Here is an 18881-nt window from a genome sequence, read left to right as displayed (position 1 = left end):
TTCCGAGTCTTCATAACCTGACAGCTTCGTTGCCTTTGAGCTGGAGGGAAACACGTATATCTATGCCGATACGGAGACTCAGGCTGTCGATGAAGATACGGGTGTCGTTAGTGATAGGCAGGGGCTCTCCTATAATGATTTTGCCATCGAATTGATAGGCGTTACCGGCGAGATCGAGGCTATTGTCTGAACGCTGCCTTCATTGAGTATGCTACTACGAAGGACCATTTTCATCGGGATCGGGCTGCTGTTGGGCAGCTCGTGCCGTTCGTACCGATCATCTAAAACCAGGAGCACCGGCGGATGGGCGAGCCTTCGAATGCATTGATCGAGTTCTACAGCGGCCGATCGAGGGATCACAAGGGCCGCACCCTCGAGGATATCTGGGCCATGCCGCCCTTCTGGCTGGAGCATACCCACGACTATATCCAGTGGTTGTTTCCGATTCCCGAGGCGGGGCGCTTCAACAGCTTTGCCCCGTTGCTGGGGGAGTGGGAGAGAGCCGCCTTTGAGGAATCCGAGACGCTCCAGGCAAATCAGCGCCGCTCGCTGGATGTGATGCTGGCCTTCTTTGGCTTGACCCGTGAAGCGGCATATATCGCGGCCTTACCCGAACTCAACATGCGCGAGCATATCTGGCTGAAGCGTGGGGGGCATAACCACCTGCGGATTTCGCGGATCATTCGCAGCCTGCATCTTTGTCACCAGCCGGCGCTGGCGGCGGCGTTTCAGCACGCCGTCATCGAGATAGGCTCCAGCCAGGGCGCGGTGTCCGAACAGAGCATCGGATATTGGCGGGCAGCCAACCGGTCGTAATACCGGTGGCCTGTATCTGGTGTCGCGTCAGCCCTGGATTTCGAGAATCACGATTTGGAAACCGCGGTTGGCCACAGGCTCGTGATCGTGATTGAGAAAGGGCGACTGTGGAGCGGAGTGGTCCAGGGTAACGACCAGATCGCTCAGCCCGGCCTTTTCCAGGGCGGTGTCCAGTCGCTCGATGAGACGGTCGATGGTATCGACTTCCGGCGGGCATCGGCGAGTCAGCACCAGGTAGTTGGTCTTGAGACTGTGCCGCCCCGCATGTCGGCTGACCTTGGCCAGGCGGCGGATGTCGTTGATCATTCCGCGTGTCGAGTCGCCGCGTTTGAACTCCAGAATATGGGCTGTGCGGCCTCGCTTGCCGGTGCGCAGCACCAGGTCGAATCTGCCATCCGGGCGTAGATCCGGTTCGGTCAGCAGCCGTGCAATGTCGCTATCCCGAATGTCCGACTCTTCAAAGGTACGCTTGACCTGTGCCTCCAGCCGGTAGCCAAAGTTGGTGAAGTGCGTTGCGAAATAGTCGGCGACGCGCATGGCCATGAAGAATTCCGGCATGCGGTGCAGTGAAGAACAAGATAGCCGCTTGGCATCTTCGTGGGCGGCCAGCAGGGCATCCTTGATGGCGCTGAGACGGTTGTTGGGGGATGACTTGATCCGTGCCGATGACAAGACTGGCTCCTTTGGTCATGAGAAGGGCGGCCCGTAAGCCGCTTGCGTTGTCTTCCGAGTTATCGGCAGGAGTCCGAAGTTATTGACCTATATCCGCTTTCTGCCAGGTTCCTGCATCGTCAGGCATCACGTACGCTCGGCTAGCGAGTGGCAACTGGGGCGGCCTGGCATGGCTAAACCAGTCGGCTACACTGGGTGTGCCTGAGTTTGCTTTAGCTTTCTGGTTACAGGCGCAACGTGCCGTGGCCGTAGGCTGCGGTGATCAGGATGATCAACTGATGGAATGGATACTCAGCGCTGAGAACGCGCCCGTTGCCGTCAGCCAAAGTTTATGGAACCCACGCCATGTCAGCTCAGCCGTTCTTTACGTTTACCCCGGTTTTCCTTCCCCTTCGTGGTCTGGCGTTTCAGTGGCCAGACGATATCGAAACACGCCTGACGGAACTGAAAAAAGCCATCGACAACATGCTTGCCGATATCCGGGAAGCGTTCGAGAGAGATGATGCCGACGAGAACGGTGGCGATAACGAGCCCGGTACGCTGGTCATCGACGAGTCGGGAACGCTAGATGCTTCCACCTTTGAAGGTCGGCTCGAGAACGTCGAGACACTGCGTTTCACCAACAATGTGACAGCCAATGCCGATCACTTCCCCAATGTCAGCGACATCGTTCTCGGGAACGGCGCAACGCTGGTCAACCTGGGTAACGAGCAGACCGTCACGGCCCTGGAGGGAAGTCGCGGCGGTGAGGGCGAGCCGCTGACCCTTCAGGAAGCCGGAGAGCAGGTCAATATCGTTACGGACTTTGCCGGGCGCGGTGGGCATGGCGACCCACAGGAGACCCTCGAACTGGTCGTCGAGCCGACCAGCGAGGAGCTGGAGGCGCCTTATCAATACGAGTTCGGCACGCTGACGCTCTCGGGCAATGGCGCGGTAAGCTATGAAGATACCGGGCGAGGCTTCAAGGAAATCGACGCATCGTCGCTGACAGGCGGCCTGACGTTTTCGGGCAATACCTACGTCTGGGAACAGGTCGCCCTGGAGGAAGGTGCCGATACGCTGAACATGGCGGGGCGCTCCAACTACCATTCCGCCGACTACATCACCGGGTTCGATGCCAGTGAGGATACGCTGGACGTGATCAGTGGCGAGTACGGCAGGGTCGAGGTGATCGAACCTGACGTGGACAATTGGGATACCGAGGCACTGATCGACGCCGAGCAACAGGCGGCGACCCTCTCGGCGCAGCATGACGGCGCCTATGTCGCTTTCGAGACGGACGATAGCACTTACATCTTCGCGGATACCCAGGGGCGGATTCCAGGTCAGGTCAGCGATGGCGATTTCGAAATCAAGCTGGTCGGTACTACGGGATTGACGGACATTCTTGCTGCCGAAGGGACGCTTTAGCCCCTGCTAACGACTATGTTGCCCTATACCCCATATAGTGCACAGCTAGCTGTCCGGCGACTCTCTCCATTCTTTGGCGACACTCGTCGATAACATTGGCATCTTGCTAAAGATGAGAGCTTTTTTCTTTGGTTTGGGAAAAGTCATATTTAGCTAGATGCATTTCGGCCGCTGACGCCGTTTATTAATTGAGTGAGAGACATTTATTTGCCATGTAATCGAAGGCCTTTGCTAGGCTGCTCTAAGTGAGTGTTTACTTACAATGCTAGCTCATTCCATTCCCATTCGGCTTCTCTAAGGCTGAGTAGGACTTGGTTCAAGGAACGGCAGCTTTCGGCTGCGGCATAAGCCTATGCTAGGAGTATGCTTACATAGCTCTACAAGGTTTTAACGAAGAGTGTTATCTCAACGCCAAGCTCGACACTCTTCAATCCAATCCCCAGACCAGTGCCAGTTTGCAAGGACGTTCTACCGAATTCTTGCCAATACCTTGCGCAATGGCTATGGGTTGACCCCCGAACAGCACTACAGCCAATTCGGCTATCAGGAAGGACTGGCTCCCAACGCCTATTTCGATCCCGAGGAGTACACCCTGGCGAAGGCACGGAGCTTGTTCGAGTCTGGTAGCTACATCAGCATCGAAGCGGCTCGAGAGGCGTTCGAATCTGCTTGGGAGGGCAACGTTTATCAGCACTACCTGCAGTATGGCACTCAGGAGAGTATCAACCCGTCCAACGAGTTCGATGAGTCGAGCTACCTAGAGGCCAAGCTGGCTCAGTTGCAGGAAAACGACTCGGGATGGACAGATCAGAACACTGTCGAAGATGTGCGTGAAGCCTTTGCGTCGGCTGGCTTGACTCCCCTGGGACACTTTATCCAGTACGGCCAAGAAGAAGGACTGAATGCGGAGACAGTTCCCGCCGATGAGGCGGTCGATGTCGGTGAAGGAGGCACGCCAGGAGACACCTTCACTCTGACGAGTGGAGTGGATGCACTGTCCGGATCGGAAAATGACGATACCTTCCTGGCACCCGGTGGTTCCGGAAGCTCTTCTTTCAATAACCTTGACCGGATCAATGGCGGCGAAGGCTACGATACACTAGTTGTGGAAGGTGATCAGACTCTGCGTGGCACTTTGTCCAATATCGAAGAAATTCGTATCCAAGGCGATGCGGCGGCGACGTATGACGTCGCCTCGATTAGTGGCCTCGAGCAGTTGTGGTTCGAGGACCAGGTGGGCGGCAGCACTTCCGTTCTTGGACTTTCCGATGGGCAAGTCGGCGGTGCTGAGAATAGCGGCGCCGATCCTGGCGATGCTGGCAGTACGGCATTCAATGTGGATCTTGGGCTAGCGTCCGGCAGTGCTGCCAACGTGGCATTGACTGATTCCACCGTCAATCTGGGCATGGCCGCGAACAGCGCTGCAATCGATACGCTGGACGCCGAGTCCGATGGAACCTCCGCAATGAGTGTCAGTAGGAACAATGGGTTCGCGGGTGGTTTGCGCAATATTACGGTCACCGCTTCGGGCGAACTGGCCCTGTCAGGGGGAAGCATCGGCTCGGACGCAGCAGGTGAGGAGGTGGTGTTCGATGCATCGGCCTCCGATGGCAATATCCTCGTCAACGACAATATTCTCGATGCTGCGACGTCAGTGACCGGTGGCTTGGGTAATGACAGCTTGGGCCAGCTAAGCGCTGCAACCATGATCGATACCGGCGCTGGCAATGATACGTTCAATCTGGCCGGTAATAGCGCAGATGTCACGGCCAATACCGGGGAGGGAAACGATCTTGTCGACATCATAGGTGCGACTGGCTCTGTCTCGATCAATACCGGGGCGGGTGATGACCTCATACGGATGGAAAGCATCGCTTCCTCTGCAAGCCTCAACGGGGTAGAGGGTAACGATACTGTCCTTCTGACGACGACAGTGACCAATTTCAATGTCCAGACACTGGATGCCATCAATAGCTTGCAGAACGTGGAAAACCTGGGTTTTAGCGCTGATGGCGTAACGGCCGATGCGTCAGGACTGGAGTACGATTCACTGGTATTCTTCGGTGCCAATGCCACAGTCAACAATTTGGGAGAAAGCCAGACGGCTATCGTTATGAGCAATGGCTCATCGATGACCGTCGGTGGCAACCTGGCCAGTACAGTGAATGTATCCGCTCAGTATAATGAGAGCGTCGAAGGGCAATGGCGAATACCGTCACTCTGAACGTAGCGGATGATGCCACTGGCAGCGACGCTACGCTCGATCTCAGCGGTAATGGCAATTTTGTCTATGCCAATAACACCATGGATCCGGCCGGTGAGGCCTTTGCTACGGTCGATGCTTCCGATATGACTGGAACTCTCGACTACACCAACGCTGCGGGGCTAGAGGAAACGATAACCCTAGGCGAGGAAAATGGCAGCGATACGCTGAATGTCGTTGATGGTTCGACCTATGGCAGCATGGATGTCATCCAGAACTTCAACAGCACGGCAGCTGCGGCTGGTGAAGATATGACTGCGGATGTGCTGACAGGTATTACAGGATCAGCCAATCAAGTGGATGTCAGTCAGGCCGGTAGCCTGAATGCAGCGTTCTCTGCGGCAGCGCAGGCTGATGGGGCAGCAGTCGACGGCGACTTCTTCTTCTTCCAGTTCGAGGACGATACCTACGCATTCGCAGATACGGCTACGGATGGCACCGCTGGTCAATATGACAATGGCGACTTCGCCATTGAAATTGCCGGTGTGCATGACCTATCCGCGAATAACGAGGCTTACGCCTAATTCTAGCCTCTTCGTCCGTTGAATGACGCGCAAGCGTGTATGATATAGAGCCCTTGGCTTCGGCCAAGGGCTTTTTATCTTTTGTTCGCCTACTTCATGATGAAAGCTGGCTAAATTATAAATAACTCTCGCTATTAACCCAAGTTATTGAATTACATTTTGATTACAAATTGTAACTTTTTATTACATTTATGACTTTTCTTAACTGCTAGCCTCTCCTTTGTGAACGGGATGTTCATGAGAATTTAAAACGTGCAAGTAAATATTTCCTGCACGTTTCAACGTTAGGCAGCGACGCTGCGCCACGGTAAAGGAGAGTACTGATGGCCCTGCAAGGTTTTAATAAAGAATATTACCTGAACGCCAAGCTCGAAGCGCTACAGACAAATCCCGAAACAAGCGCCGAGTGGCAGGGACGCGATATTGCAGCATTGGAAGCTGCGCTAAGCGAAGATTATGGATTGACTCCAGAAGAGCACTACCTGAACTTTGGCTACCAGGAAAACCTGACGCCGAACGCTTATTTCGATCCTGATCAGTATGTACAGGCCAAGGCGCAAAGCCTGGTGGATAGCGGCCAATACGATAATGTGACGCAAGCGCGGGAAGCCTTCGAAGCAGCATGGCAAGGCGATGCCTACGAGCATTATCTTCAGTACGGCGCAAGCGAGGGAATCAATCCTTCCAACGATTTCGATGCGTCTGCTTACTACGAGGGAAAACTGGCCGGCTTGCAAGCGGATCCTGCGACGGCGGATGAGTGGGCCAATGCTTCGGTTGATGATGTGAAAGCTGCATTCGACGAGGCTGGCTTGACGCCGCTGGGGCACTTTGTGGAATACGGCCAGGAAGAAAACCTGGTGGCACCCGAAGTCCCCGACGAAGAAGCGGTATCGGTAGGTGGCGACGAAGAGCCGTCTGAGCCGACTTCGCCGCCGGCCGATGAAGACAACAACAGTGAGGAGCCGTCTGATCCGACTCCGCCGCCGGTCGATGAAGGCGATGATGAAGAGCCTTCTGAGCCGACTCCGCCTGATCAGTCCGTTTTCGCCATTACCCCCGCGGAATTGGATGCAGAGTCACATTCCGTTTATTACGATGCGGTGGATGTTGAAAGCTACCAAGTGATTAGTCTTGCTGGGTTCGATGATCGCGGGCAGGAAGTCATTCTCGATGGTATCGGCGATAAGAAGATACTCGTTGAAGATAGTTCCGTGACATTGAACCTCAATGGCATGGCGTCGAGCCAGATCGAATTTACCGGTGCCACTTCCTCGAATGTATTGCTCTACGGGGACACAGAGCTGCAAGAAAATGGGGATTACACGCCTACGGGTATGCTTTCCTCGTTGGCCATCATTGCTTCTAGCAATGCGCAACTGGAATTGGGGGAGTCGGCGTCCGCAGGGCTGGACAACCTGACGATCGCTGGTGATGGAACGCTTTCTCTGAGCGGTAACGCTCTCCCCGAAGGAGCTGTTGTCAGTGCTCAGGACATGGATGGCAGCCTGAACGTCAAAGACAATGTGCTGGATGCCGCAGCTAGCGTAGTGGCAGGTAATGGCAATGATAGGTTAACTATCGACGAGCTTGGTACCGTCAACGAGGCAGACTACACCAGTACGCCAAGCGTAAGCATTAATGGTGGGGCTGGTGATGACAGGTTGGTAGTCACTGACGTCATGACGGTGGACAAAGTGACGGACTCTGAGGGACAGGATGCCAATAGTGGTAAGACTGTGAGCGCTAACGTTACCGATGTCGAAACTGTCACCTTCCAGGGGTATGTCGAAGTCGATGCTCAGGATTTCGAAGGGACGAAGAACTTCATCTTTGCTTCGGGGGGCAGCATCAGCAATGTGAGCGATCAGACCATTACCGCTACGGCTGGTGACGTCGAGGGGGTAGGGTCACCGCTCATCTTGCGAGATGCAGGCCAGACGGTGAATGTCGCTAGTACCTTTTCTGCGCAGAATGAAGTGCTGGACCTGAATGTGTATGACGACTCAGCAGACGACTCGGGGGTTGGTGGCACTCTAAACCTTGCGGGTAGTGGCGCTATCGCCTATGTGGAAGCCGGGCGTCAGTTCGACAATATCAACGCTACCGAATTGAATGGCGGTCTGGAGTTTACCGGTGCCGATTACGTCCAGGAAGACATTCAGCTGGGAAGCGGTGCCGATACGTTGAATGTCGAGGACGCTTCTATCTTCGGCAGTGATGGTGAGCAGATGGATACTATCACCGGCTTCGACGCCACCAACGATACGCTGGATATCGGTGCGTTGGGTGACGTCAAGAGCATTAGCGTTGCGGAAGGCACGGCTATCGACGCAGCGTTTGCTTCCGCCGCTACAGTCTCAGCGGAGAATGACAATGGGTACGTGGCGTTTGAGCTAAATGGTAACACCTACGTGTATGCTGACAGCGAAACCCAATCTACCGATATCAGCGGCAATGTATCCGATGAAACTGGAGTTTCTTATAATGATTTTGCTGTCGAACTGATGGGCTTGCAGGAGGCGATTGCTGATCCGTCAAATCCGGCAGGTTGATCTTATATAACTCGCATATCGCTAGTATGTCTGATCCGTTTTTGACGCTAACCTTACCCACCCGGAGCTTTTGCTCCGGGTTTTTTCTATCGTAGCAGGCCATACGGGGGAGATGCTGCCTCCACCCACAAATCAAATTCTCATGGCGGTATTCAGGATTGCCATCGCTGGGCCGTTAAGCATACTGAGATCAAGCCCATGAAAGCACGACGCGAGTCGTCGAGGATAGTATGAGTACCGTCACTCGTTATACGGATCGCTACGTCTCCCGCCCGGGAGACGGTTACGACGGCGTCGGTCTGGTGTCGACCACCAGCAGTTTGGGGTCGGGCACGTTGCTCGCCAACGGACGCGCGGTGCTCACCGCGGCGCATGTCGTGGACGATAACTACGGCACGATACGCGTTGCATTCGATGGGGTCGACGGCCGCTATTGGGCATCGGTCGAAGAGTACTGGATTCATCCGGGCTATGACACGAATGGTTGTCGCGACGATCTGGCGATTTTATGGTTGGACGAGGCGGTATCCTTGTCCATTCCGCGCTACGAGCTGTATCGGACAACCGATGAGCTGGGGCAGGTCGCGACACTGGTGGGCTACGGCGCCACAGGGCTGGGAAGCTTGGGCCATACCGGCGGTGCCGGTCAGCAACGCTCGATCGTGCAGAATACGCTGGAAACGACCTGGACCGCGGTCAATGCCGCTCTGGTGGGCAATGGCTGGTACACACCGCCAGGATCGCAACTGATCGCCGATTTCGATAGCGGCGGTTCGCGCTACGACACGCTTGGCAATTTGCTGGGGCTCGAGGATACCGGGCTGGGCGATGTCGAAGGCATGATCGCCCCCGGCGACAGCGGCGGGCCGGCCTTCGTCGACGGCAAGTTGGCCGGGGTGGCGAGTTATGCGGCGAGCCTACGGGGCAGTGACGGCCAGCAGCTGGACAGTACCTACAAGATCGATAGCAGTTTCGGCGAATTGGGTGCCTGGCAGCGGGTCAGCCATTACCAGGAGTGGATCGATGATCGGCTGGCGGAGATGGGAAGCTCGCTGCTGGCGGTCGTCGAGGGTCTGGCCCTGTCGGGCGGCGGCGGTCGCGATCTGCTGCTGGGCGAGGGGGGGAACGACGAGTTGCACGCCGCGGGCGGTAACGACCGGTTGTTCGGCGGGGCGGGGGACGACCGCCTTGCGGGCGGCAGCGGTGTGGATGTGGCACGCTTCGAGGCCAAGTACGCCGAAGCCAACTTGTCTCGCAATGCCGATGGCGACTTGGTGGTGATCAGTAACGCCGATGATACTGATACCCTGTCGGATATCGAACTGCTATCTTTCGAGGATCGCGTGGTGCTGGTTCGAATTCCCGAATTGGCTAAGGAAGAAGGCTTTGACGAAAACTTTTATTTAATTTCGAACCCCGACGTGGCATCAGCGGTGATGCACGGCGACTTCTCTAGCGGCTATCAGCATTACCAATTGTATGGAGCTGCCGAGGGACGTGAGACGGGAGCACTGTCCGGCTTCGATGAATCATTTTATCTGCACCAGAATCCCGATGTGGCTGTAGCAGTGGTGAATAACCATTACTCCAGTGGTTACCAGCATTATCGGCAATACGGCGACACCGAAGGCCGCAACCCCAACGTGTTGTTCGATGAGCTCTGGTACCGTAAAACCAACCCTGATGTCGAAGCCGCCATAGAGCAGGGCGTATATGAGTGTGCCTACGAGCATTACTTGGCCTACGGCTCTCTCGAGGCTCGTGCCCCCTCCGCATGGATGGATACATCGACCTACCTTGCTACTAATCCAGACGTTGCATCAGCTGGCATCAATCCGCTGACTCATTTTCTCGAATATGGGGCTGAGGAGGGAAGAGTCATCGTATCTGCTGATGACTGGGCTTGGCTGTAACATGAACAAGCCCAGGCTGGCCTGGGCTTGTTGCGTGAAAGTGATGATACAATCAACGCGATGGGCCTATAGCGTCAGAGTGTTTACGGACTTTTAATTTTTCAAAGCCTTGCTTCACATAAATGCATAGGCTTGCGATAGTGAAGAAAAGCATGATATCGAAGGCGAAGTTCATCCCGAAAAGGTGTTTGGATAGGTCTCGATAGCCTTCACCGAGGAAAGAAATATAAAATTGGCTAACCATAAATAGATACGTGAATATAGCTGCCAGTGAAATGTCTTTGCGTCGGGTTAGCCAAGCAATGCAGAAAATGAGGAAGGGGGAGATAATAAGCTTGGTATCTTTGAATAGATAGTCCTTGGTTAGTGTTATGTTGTGTAATAAGCTTCCTTTCGGGTGCTTTATTATCTTAATATCCTTATCGACATGAAAATAGTTGGTGTCGAACTGCGTTTTTACAGATTTATCGAAGGGGAGCGTGAAGAGGAATTGAGGATGATTTATGACTTCCGTTATAACATCTTTAAAGTCAGGTTTGACCGATTGATAGCAAGCATGGCCTATGTCAGTAGGCACCATACCTTGCTCTTTATCGAATTTATTGCCCCAGACATCGATGCCTACACAGTCGTTATTAACGTGGTCGGGGAGAGGTAGGTTGTGTTGTTTTTCCCAGAGATAGATCCCGAAATATGTCGCATGGTAACGGTTTGGCGTGGTTGTGGAAGACGAGTTGATTAAAATAAAAACACATATTATTTGTGCCAGAATAAGGCCTGTAGAAAACTTTATGCGTTTATGCCTTTCGGACAGAAAAGGAACGAACAGTAAGACCAGCGTAGGGGTATAGAAAAACTGGCTCTTGCATGCGCCGATCAAAAGGGCCAGTGCTGTGGCTAATATCCAGTTGTAGAAGTTGGTATTTGCAGTGAATGCAAAATAAATTAATAGTGGCAAGCAATAAAGTATCAGCTGCTCTTGGTAGAATGATTCGAAGAAGGCTAGGTTCGAGGAGGCCAACAATGGTGTACATGCAAGGATGAAGGCAAAGTAAACTATTCTTGATGGCTGGTAATTTAATAGGCTTCTGAAGATAAGTATAAAGGAAAATGCGTAAGCTACTTTGAAAATGATAGAAAATAGGCGCAAGTCAAATGTTTGTGTAAAAGCACTAGCCAAGGCGGCTAGCAAGTAGACTATGTATGAGTATGAGCTTATGTATAGATCGCTGTATACGGAAAGAGGCAGAAATGGTGACTTGAAATCGTAAAGCAACGTCAAGTCTTCCTGAAAAGAAGGAATGTCTTCCAGAAAAGGGAAAACCACCCGGTGGTAATCGCCAGTATTGATAAGGTAAATATCACTGGAGATGGCTGCAATAAACAGTGAGAAAATCATACCTGCTGTAACGATCTCACTTTTTCTTAGGGCTGGTAACGCCATTCTTAAACCTTCTGAACAATGGTTAGGAACTCGCGTGATCCAGTAAAAAATTGAACACGCACGGTCTAAGGTAGCTATCAGAAATTTCTAGATTGTGCTAGGATAGCGAGCCTCGCCAAGTATGCTTCAGGAATGTACATGCTGCAACGCTTGACACGCTACATCGGTATTGGTGTACTCAACACCATAATACACTGGACTATTTTTTTGGCTCTGCACATGCTTTTCGGGCGTAGTCAGGCCATAAGCAATTTCGTGGCGTTTGGGGTGGCGGTTACTTTCTCCTTTTTTTTCAACGCTCGGTACACGTTTCAAGCTAGAGCGACTTCCCAGCGTTACCTAGTCTTTGTGGCTTTCATGGGAGGAGTGAGCTTGGCTGTAGGCAAGTTGGCTGACTATGTGGATTTGCCATCTCTTGCAACATTGGTTGCCTTTTCTGCTATTAGTCTGGGGTTGGGGTTTGTTTATTCCCAGTGGATTGTTTTTAGGAGCTGAAAATGAAGATCTCACTGGTCGTGCCAGTGTTTAATGAGGAGGATACCCTTCCATTGTTTCATTCTGCTGTGCGTGAAAGTACGGCTTTGAGTGACTATGAGGTGGAAATAGTTATCGTCAATGATGGCTCCGTTGATGGTACGAGTGCTGTTTCCGAGACGCTTGCGAAGCAGGATGAGAAACTTGTTGTCGTCGAGTTTTCCCGTAACTTTGGTAAAGAGCAGGCCTTGTTTGCAGGCCTGGAACATGCAAGTGGAGAAGCTGTAATACCTATAGACGTCGACTTGCAAGACCCTATCGATATAATTCCCGTACTTATAGAGCGCTGGCAGGCTGGATCAGAAGTCGTTTTAGCAAAGCGCGTCGACCGTAAGATTGATAGCTACTTTAAAAGACGGTCGGCTGAGCTGTTTTACCGATTGCATAATAAGATAAGCGAACCGCGAATTGAAGAAAATGTTGGTGACTTCCGGTTAATGTCGCGACAGGTAGTAAATGCCATTTTAACTATGCCTGAGCGCAAATTGTTTATGAAAGGGGTGCTGTCTTGGGTTGGTTTCAAAACAGAAGTGGTAGAGTATGTTCGGGCCGAGAGAGTGGCAGGTGAAACAAAGTTTAATGGATGGAAGTTGTGGAATCTGGCGCTTGAGGGTATTACTTCATTTAGCACTTTTCCATTACGAGTTTGGACGTATTTAGGGTTTGGTGTAGCATTGTTGTCATTATTGTATGCTCTTTGGATGATAGTAGATAAATTGTTATGGGGTAACCCTGTGCCGGGCTACCCATCGCTAATGACCGCTGTCTTGTTCTTGGGTGGTATTCAGCTTATCGGTATCGGTGTGCTGGGAGAGTATATAGGCCGTATTTATATCGAAAGCAAGCGCCGGCCCCGGTATATAGTCAGTAAGATCATTAAAAATAAGGCAATTATGAAATGAGCATTCGTAGGCTGGAGAGCCTAGGCCACTCCGAGGAGAAAAGCGTTAAAGGCTGCCTTTCTCCATAGGCGGCAAAAACGTAGACTATGTCCGGTTTTTTGCAACGGACAAGGCAATGAAGATACTGGTCACGGGTGGCGCCGGTTTTATCGGCTCGGCGGTGATTCGCCATGTGATTGGCGACACTACGCATAGTGTCGTCAACCTCGACAAGCTGACCTATGCGGGCAACCTGGCATCGCTGGGCGATGCCGTGCAGAGCGATCGCTACGCCTTCGAGCAGGTCGACATCTGCGATGCCGACGCCCTGAATGAGGTGTTCGAGCGTCACCGGCCCGGCGCGGTCATGCATCTGGCGGCCGAGTCTCACGTGGACCGCTCCATCCATGGGCCGGCGGATTTCATCCAGACCAACCTGGTCGGCACCGGCGTACTGCTCGAGGCGGCACGCGCCTATTACGAGGCGCTGGATATGCCTCGGCGCGAGGCGTTCCGCTTTCACCATGTGTCCACCGACGAGGTGTATGGCGACCTGGACGGGCCCGAGGGACTGTTTACCGAACAGACCCCCTATGCGCCCAGCTCGCCCTATTCCGCCAGCAAGGCGGGGTCCGATCACTTGGTGCGGGCCTGGCAGCGCACCTTTGGCCTACCCGTGCTGGTGACCAACTGCTCGAACAACTACGGGCCGTACCATTTTCCTGAAAAGCTCATCCCGCTGATGATCCTCAATGCGCGTGCCGGCAAGCCGCTGCCCGTCTATGGCAATGGCAGCCAGATCCGCGATTGGCTGTACGTGGAAGACCATGCTCGCGCATTGGTCACCGTACTGGAAAATGGCCGGGTGGGAGAAACGTACAATATTGGCGGTCATAACGAACATCGCAACCTGGATGTCGTCGAGCGTGTCTGTGCGCTGCTCGAGGAACTGGCGCCCGAGCGCCCGCAGGGCGTGGCACGCTATGCGGACCTGATCACTTTCGTTCAGGACCGCCCGGGGCACGATGTTCGCTACGCGATCGATGCCGGCAAGATCGAACGCGAGCTGGGCTGGCGCCCCCGCGAGACCTTCGAGAGTGGCTTGCGCAAGACCGTGCAATGGTATCTGGACAACCACGCCTGGATCGAGGGAGTCACTAGCGGCGCCTATCGTGAGTGGACCGCAAGGCAGTACGGAAGGCACGAATAAGACAAGGACCGAGCTTCATGAAACGTAAAGGCATAATCCTCGCCGGTGGCTCCGGCACGCGGCTGCATCCCGTGACATTGGCCGTTTCCAAGCAGTTGTTGCCCGTGCACGACAAGCCGATGATCTATTATCCATTGGCGACCCTGATGCAGGCCGGTATCGATGAGATATTGATCATTTCCACCCCCCAGGATACGCCGCGATTCCAGCAGTTGCTGGGTGACGGCTCTCAGTGGGGCATGCGTCTGGAATACGCCGTGCAGCCCTCTCCCGATGGCCTGGCCCAGGCGTTCATTATCGGCGAGTCCTTCCTGGCCGGTCAGCCAAGTACCCTGATTCTGGGAGACAATATTTTTTATGGCCACCATCTGGAAGCCTTGATGGGGAGTGCCATGGCCAAGACACAGGGGGCAAGTGTCTTCGCTTATCACGTCCATGATCCGGAGCGCTACGGTGTCGTGGATTTCGATAGTGACGGGCGCGCGACGTCATTGGAAGAAAAGCCCAAGCGGCCAAAGTCGCCCTACGCCGTCACCGGGCTGTATTTCTATGATAAGGATGTGGTGGATTTTGCCCGCGGTTTGAAGCCTTCCTCCCGGGGGGAACTGGAAATCACCGACATCAACCGCTTGTATCTCGAGCGGGGCGATCTTTCCGTGGAGATGATGGGGCGCGGTTTCGCCTGGCTGGACACGGGAACGCACGAATCCCTGATGGAGGCTTCCACATTCATCGCTACCATCGAACATCGCCAGGGTCTGAAGATCTGTGCGCCCGAAGAGGCCGCTTGGCGTCAAGGATGGATCGATGACGAACAGCTGTTGCGCCTGGCGTCGCCGCTGGCCAAGAGCGGCTACGGTCAGTACCTTCAACGTCTGGTCAGTGACTGGGAGAAGTTGCTGTGAATGTTATCGAGACATCGATACCTGAGGTCTTGATCCTCGAACCGAAAGTCTTCGGGGACGCCCGCGGGTTCTTCATGGAAAGTTTCAATCAGCGCGTGTTCGAAGAGGTGACCGGCTGCCGCCGGGCCTTCGTGCAGGATAACCACTCACGCTCGCGACGGGGGGTACTGAGGGGGCTGCATTATCAGCTCGAGCATCCCCAGGGCAAGCTCGTGCGCGTTACCCAGGGGGTCGTATACGACGTCGCCGTCGACTTGCGGCGTAGTTCCCCGACCTTTGGCAAGTGGGTGGGGATGATGCTTTCGGCGGAGAATAGTCGGCAACTTTGGGTGCCCGAAGGGTTTGGGCATGGTTTCATGGTGCTGTCGGAAAGCGCCGACTTCCTTTACAAGACCACGGATTACTATCATCCGGCCTCCGAGCGAAGTATCCGCTTCGATGACCCCGACCTAGGAATCAAGTGGCCGGAGGTCGAGGCGCTGGCGCTCTCTGACAAGGACCGCGCCGGCACGGCATTTCGACAAGCCGAGGTGTTCGAATGAGCGAGTCTCCCTTGACCTGGTTGGTTCTCGGCGCCTCGGGGCAGGTCGGGCGCGAGCTTCGGCGTGCGCTGATGCCCTTGGGGCGGGGCGTCGCATTGGGGCGCGATGCCTGTGATCTGTCTGTCCCTGGAAGCATCGACGCGGTGTTGGCCGAGCATTCGCCGCAAGTGGTCATCAATGCTGCCGCTTACACAGCGGTGGACAAGGCGGAGAGTGAGCCGGAGCTGGCTCGGCGCATCAATGGCGAGGCGGTGGCTGAGCTGGCGCATGCCTGCCGGGCGCGCAATATCGTGTTGGTTCATTACTCCACCGACTACGTTTTTGCCGGTCACGGCGATCGGCCTTTCACCGAAAAGGACGCCACCGGGCCGCAGTCCGTGTATGGCAAGACAAAGCTGGTCGGTGAGCAAGCGATTCTCACCAGCGGCGCCAAGGCGCTGATTTTGCGTACCAGCTGGGTCTATGCCTCGCACGGGCATAACTTTGTACGCACAATGCTGAAACTCGCTCGGGAACGCGATCATCTGCGTGTCATTGACGACCAAATCGGCGCTCCGACCTGGGCGGCGACGATCGCGGATGTCACGGCAATGGCGCTTCACGCCTGGCAGCGCGAGGGCTGGGCACCAGGCCTGGCGGGAACCTATCATCTGACCTCACGCGGCGCGGTGAGTTGGCATGGCTTTGCAGAGGCGGTGTTCTCGGAGGCGGTCGCATTGGGGTTGTTGACGGACGACCAAGTCCCCGACGTCGAGCCCATCGCTTCTCACGAGTATCCCCAGGCGGCGCCGCGACCTTTCAATTCACGCCTGTCCACGCAGCGTCTGGAAACGACCTTTGGCATCACTCTACCAGAGTGGAGGACGGCGCTAGGCGAATGCTTGCGCACCATGCAGGCGACATAGACTGCACCCTGGTCGCGATTCAGTGCCAACGGCGATGGTTGTTTTCCATCGCCGTTTTTCGTTGTGGATCATATTGCTCTTTGACTAACGTCTAAAGGCAATTCATGTGCGTTTGTTCGATGCTATGTCCGACATAGCATATGTTTCGTCCTACAAGGAGCAGGGCAACGTCGCATGAGCCACGCCGCAACGACACCGAGCCGCACCGCTCGGCCCGACATTGCCGAGTACCTGGCTGAAGCCATTTTCGGCGGGGAGTACGGGCCGGGTGACTTCGTGCCCAAGGAGCTCGATCTGTGCGACCAGTTCGGCGTCAGCCGCAGCACGGTGCGCAGCGCTCTGCAGACGCTAGTGACGGCAGGCCTGATCAAGCGCATTTCGGGCCAGGGATCCCGCGTATGCGAACTGGCCAACTGGCATCTGCTCGATCCTCAGGTCAGTGCCTGGATGGCCAAGTTCGCCCAGCCCAATCCGCGCATTCAGCGCGAAATCTTCGCCTTCCGTGTCGCTGTCGAACCCTTCGTCGCCCGTCTGGCGGCAGAGTACGCCACGGCGGCGGACCTGTTGGCCATCGAGACGGCCTATGAAGGCATGGTTCACGCTCTCGAACGAGACGATCTACGCTGGAAGGGCCGTACCCACGACGAATATGACGTGGCATTCCATGAAGCCGTGTTTGCCGCTTCGCATAATCTGGTCTGGGCACAGATCAGCCATGTACTCAAGCCGGCAATCGCCCTGTTGGTCGAGAAGTCCAACCACAGCGCGCACGAGCTCAACGACAGCATGGAACGTCATCGCCGTGTGATGGAGGCCATCCGTCTGCGGCAACCCGAACAGGCCGCGGCAGCGGCGCTGGCGGTGCTCGAACGCACCGGACGGGATCTGGGTCTCGAAGACCTGATCCGTGCACTTCCCATCCTCGAAGACCAGACAACAATTGGTTAAGGAAACGCTCATGATGTCACGCACTCCGCTCAAGACGCTCACCGCTGCCGTACTCGGTGCCCTGGCTTTCAACGCTCAGGCAGCCGAATACGAGTGGACCTTCCAGACTTCGGAAACCTCCGGTGAGCCGCAGTTCGAAATGAAGAAGGAATGGGCCGAGAACGTCGAGCAGATGTCCGGCGGTCGCATTGCCATCGAGATCCTGCCGGTAGGCGCGGTGGTCCAGGCCAACCAGACCCTGCAGGCCGTCAAGTCGGGCATTCTCCAGGGCCACCTGACCGACCCCAGCTATTTCACCGGCCAGAACCCGGCGTTCGGCATGATCGGTAACCTGGTTGGCGCATGGAGCGACCCTTACGACTTCCTCGATTACATGAACAACGCCGGTGGTGAGGAGCTTTACAACAAGCTGGTCGAGCCCTATGGCCTGCACCTGATCGGCGCTGCGGCGACCGGCCTGGAATCGCTGCCGTCCACCAAGCCGGTGCGTTCCGTCGAGGACATGCAGGGTCTCAAGCTGCGTGCACCGGAAGGCATGGTCTACAACATCTTCGAGAAGGCGGGCGCCACGCCGGTCAACCTGCCGGGCTCCGAGGTGTACACCGGCCTCGAGAAGGGCGTGATCGACGCGGCCGACTACACCGTGTTCGCCACCAACCAGGCCCAGGGTCTGCATGACTTTGCGCCGTATCCGCTGTATCCGGGCTTCCACTCGCTGCCGATGGTGGCGGTGTCGATCAACAACGAAATCTGGCAAGGCCTGCCCGACGACCTCAAGGCGATTCTGTCCACCTCCGTCGATGCCCTGGCCTATGAAATGGTCGCCGAGTTGAAGACGCGTGACATGGAAGCGGTTCGCGAAGCGCGCCAGAACCCGGATATCGAGATCATCGACCTGCCGCCTGAAGAGCGCGCCAAGTTCCGCAACATCGCCAAGGAAGAGTGGGCGGTCTGGGCCGAGAAGAACGACATCACCCAGGAGTTCTACGACTCCGTGGTCCAGTACCTGGAAAACCACAACCTGATGCAGAGCGAGTGATTCGCGACGCTCAGTTCTTCGATCCGGCGTCTTGAAGATTGCGGATCGTCCGGTGCCGGGGCCGTCGTGAGCGGCTTCGTCACCTACTGTCAGACCTCACCGGGAAGCCTTGCTGGGCTTCCTGGTTTTTGATGTAGAGGATAAACCCATGTCCCGAGATCCCCATCGTCGAGATGCCGCCCCCGTGACGCATGAGGACGAAATTGCCGGCCCGACCTCCGGCGAGACCTCCACGGTCCCCGATCCGGTGCGCAGCACCTTCGACCGCGGCGTGGTGTGGTGCGCCCGCGGCGCCGCCTGGCTGGTGTTCGTCGCCATGG

At 55.3% G+C, this 18881-nt stretch carries 16 protein-coding genes; 14 read left to right on the top strand and 2 right to left on the bottom strand.

Annotated elements, in window-relative coordinates; translation table 11 throughout:
- The first annotated feature begins 303 nt into the window (after positions 1–303).
- A complete protein-coding gene (locus tag MHM84_RS11705; RefSeq protein ID WP_239266318.1) occupies positions 304–816 on the top strand; it encodes an opioid growth factor receptor-related protein in 513 nt (170 codons plus the stop codon).
- A 27-nt stretch (positions 817–843) separates the two neighbouring features.
- Here the strand turns inward: MHM84_RS11705 and MHM84_RS11700 are convergent, their stop codons facing one another.
- Positions 844–1488, bottom strand: a complete 645-nt coding sequence (locus MHM84_RS11700; protein ID WP_239266316.1) for a hypothetical protein — start codon at positions 1486–1488, stop codon at positions 844–846.
- Positions 1489–1833: 345 nt separating this feature from the next.
- Here MHM84_RS11700 and MHM84_RS11695 point away from each other — a divergent pair, with 345 nt between their 5' ends.
- From MHM84_RS11695 to MHM84_RS21450, 5 genes are all read left to right on the top strand, one after another.
- On the top strand, positions 1834–2898 hold the full coding sequence (locus MHM84_RS11695) for a hypothetical protein (RefSeq protein ID WP_239266314.1): 1065 nt from the start codon (positions 1834–1836) through the stop codon (positions 2896–2898).
- Between the two features lie 508 nt (positions 2899–3406).
- On the top strand, positions 3407–5122 hold the full coding sequence (locus MHM84_RS11690; protein WP_239266312.1) for a hypothetical protein: 1716 nt from the start codon (positions 3407–3409) through the stop codon (positions 5120–5122).
- Positions 5101–5685 carry a hypothetical protein gene (locus MHM84_RS11685; RefSeq protein WP_239266310.1) on the top strand — a complete coding sequence of 195 codons (585 nt, stop codon included), beginning with the start codon at positions 5101–5103 and terminating at the stop codon, positions 5683–5685. The genes MHM84_RS11690 and MHM84_RS11685 overlap by 22 nt, the downstream gene beginning before the upstream one ends.
- 323 nt (positions 5686–6008) lie before the next feature.
- A complete protein-coding gene (locus MHM84_RS11680) occupies positions 6009–8240 on the top strand; it encodes a hypothetical protein (RefSeq protein ID WP_239266308.1) in 2232 nt (743 codons plus the stop codon).
- 230 nt (positions 8241–8470) lie between these two features.
- On the top strand, positions 8471–10153 hold the full coding sequence (locus MHM84_RS21450; RefSeq protein WP_275445752.1) for a trypsin-like serine protease: 1683 nt from the start codon (positions 8471–8473) through the stop codon (positions 10151–10153).
- A 52-nt stretch (positions 10154–10205) separates the two neighbouring features.
- Here MHM84_RS21450 and MHM84_RS11665 read toward each other — a convergent pair whose 3' ends face one another.
- Positions 10206–11597, bottom strand: a complete 1392-nt coding sequence (locus tag MHM84_RS11665; RefSeq protein ID WP_239266306.1) for a hypothetical protein — start codon at positions 11595–11597, stop codon at positions 10206–10208.
- A 138-nt stretch (positions 11598–11735) separates the two neighbouring features.
- Here MHM84_RS11665 and MHM84_RS11660 point away from each other — a divergent pair, with 138 nt between their 5' ends.
- The 8 genes from MHM84_RS11660 (at position 11736) to MHM84_RS11625 (ending at position 18561) form a co-directional block, all read left to right on the top strand.
- Complete coding sequence (locus tag MHM84_RS11660) at positions 11736–12092, top strand: GtrA family protein (protein ID WP_239266303.1); 357 nt, start codon at positions 11736–11738, stop codon at positions 12090–12092.
- A 2-nt stretch (positions 12093–12094) separates the two neighbouring features.
- Positions 12095–13033: a glycosyltransferase family 2 protein gene (locus MHM84_RS11655; RefSeq protein WP_239266301.1), complete on the top strand. Its 939-nt coding sequence runs from the start codon at positions 12095–12097 to the stop codon at positions 13031–13033.
- A gap of 115 nt (positions 13034–13148) precedes the next feature.
- Positions 13149–14222, top strand: a complete 1074-nt coding sequence (rfbB, locus tag MHM84_RS11650; protein ID WP_239266299.1) for a dTDP-glucose 4,6-dehydratase — start codon at positions 13149–13151, stop codon at positions 14220–14222.
- A 17-nt stretch (positions 14223–14239) separates the two neighbouring features.
- Positions 14240–15127, top strand: a complete 888-nt coding sequence (gene rfbA, locus MHM84_RS11645) for a glucose-1-phosphate thymidylyltransferase RfbA (RefSeq protein ID WP_239266297.1) — start codon at positions 14240–14242, stop codon at positions 15125–15127.
- Complete coding sequence (gene rfbC, locus MHM84_RS11640; protein ID WP_239266294.1) at positions 15124–15669, top strand: dTDP-4-dehydrorhamnose 3,5-epimerase; 546 nt, start codon at positions 15124–15126, stop codon at positions 15667–15669. Before rfbA ends, rfbC begins: the two co-directional genes overlap by 4 nt.
- Positions 15666–16574: a dTDP-4-dehydrorhamnose reductase gene (rfbD, locus tag MHM84_RS11635; RefSeq protein WP_239266292.1), complete on the top strand. Its 909-nt coding sequence runs from the start codon at positions 15666–15668 to the stop codon at positions 16572–16574. The genes rfbC and rfbD overlap by 4 nt, the downstream gene beginning before the upstream one ends.
- A 174-nt stretch (positions 16575–16748) precedes the next feature.
- A complete protein-coding gene (locus MHM84_RS11630; protein ID WP_239266290.1) occupies positions 16749–17522 on the top strand; it encodes an FCD domain-containing protein in 774 nt (257 codons plus the stop codon).
- Between the two features lie 10 nt (positions 17523–17532).
- The gene (locus MHM84_RS11625) at positions 17533–18561 is read left to right on the top strand and encodes a TRAP transporter substrate-binding protein (RefSeq protein WP_239266287.1); all 1029 of its coding nucleotides are present in this window, start codon (positions 17533–17535) and stop codon (positions 18559–18561) included.
- Positions 18562–18881 lie beyond the last annotated feature (320 nt).

The sequence above is a fragment of the Halomonas sp. McH1-25 genome (assembly GCF_022348165.1).
Taxonomy (GTDB): Bacteria; Pseudomonadota; Gammaproteobacteria; order Pseudomonadales; family Halomonadaceae; genus Modicisalibacter.
The sequence above is the reverse complement of the archived record's forward strand: the minus strand, read 5'-3'. Positions and strand labels throughout refer to the sequence as shown.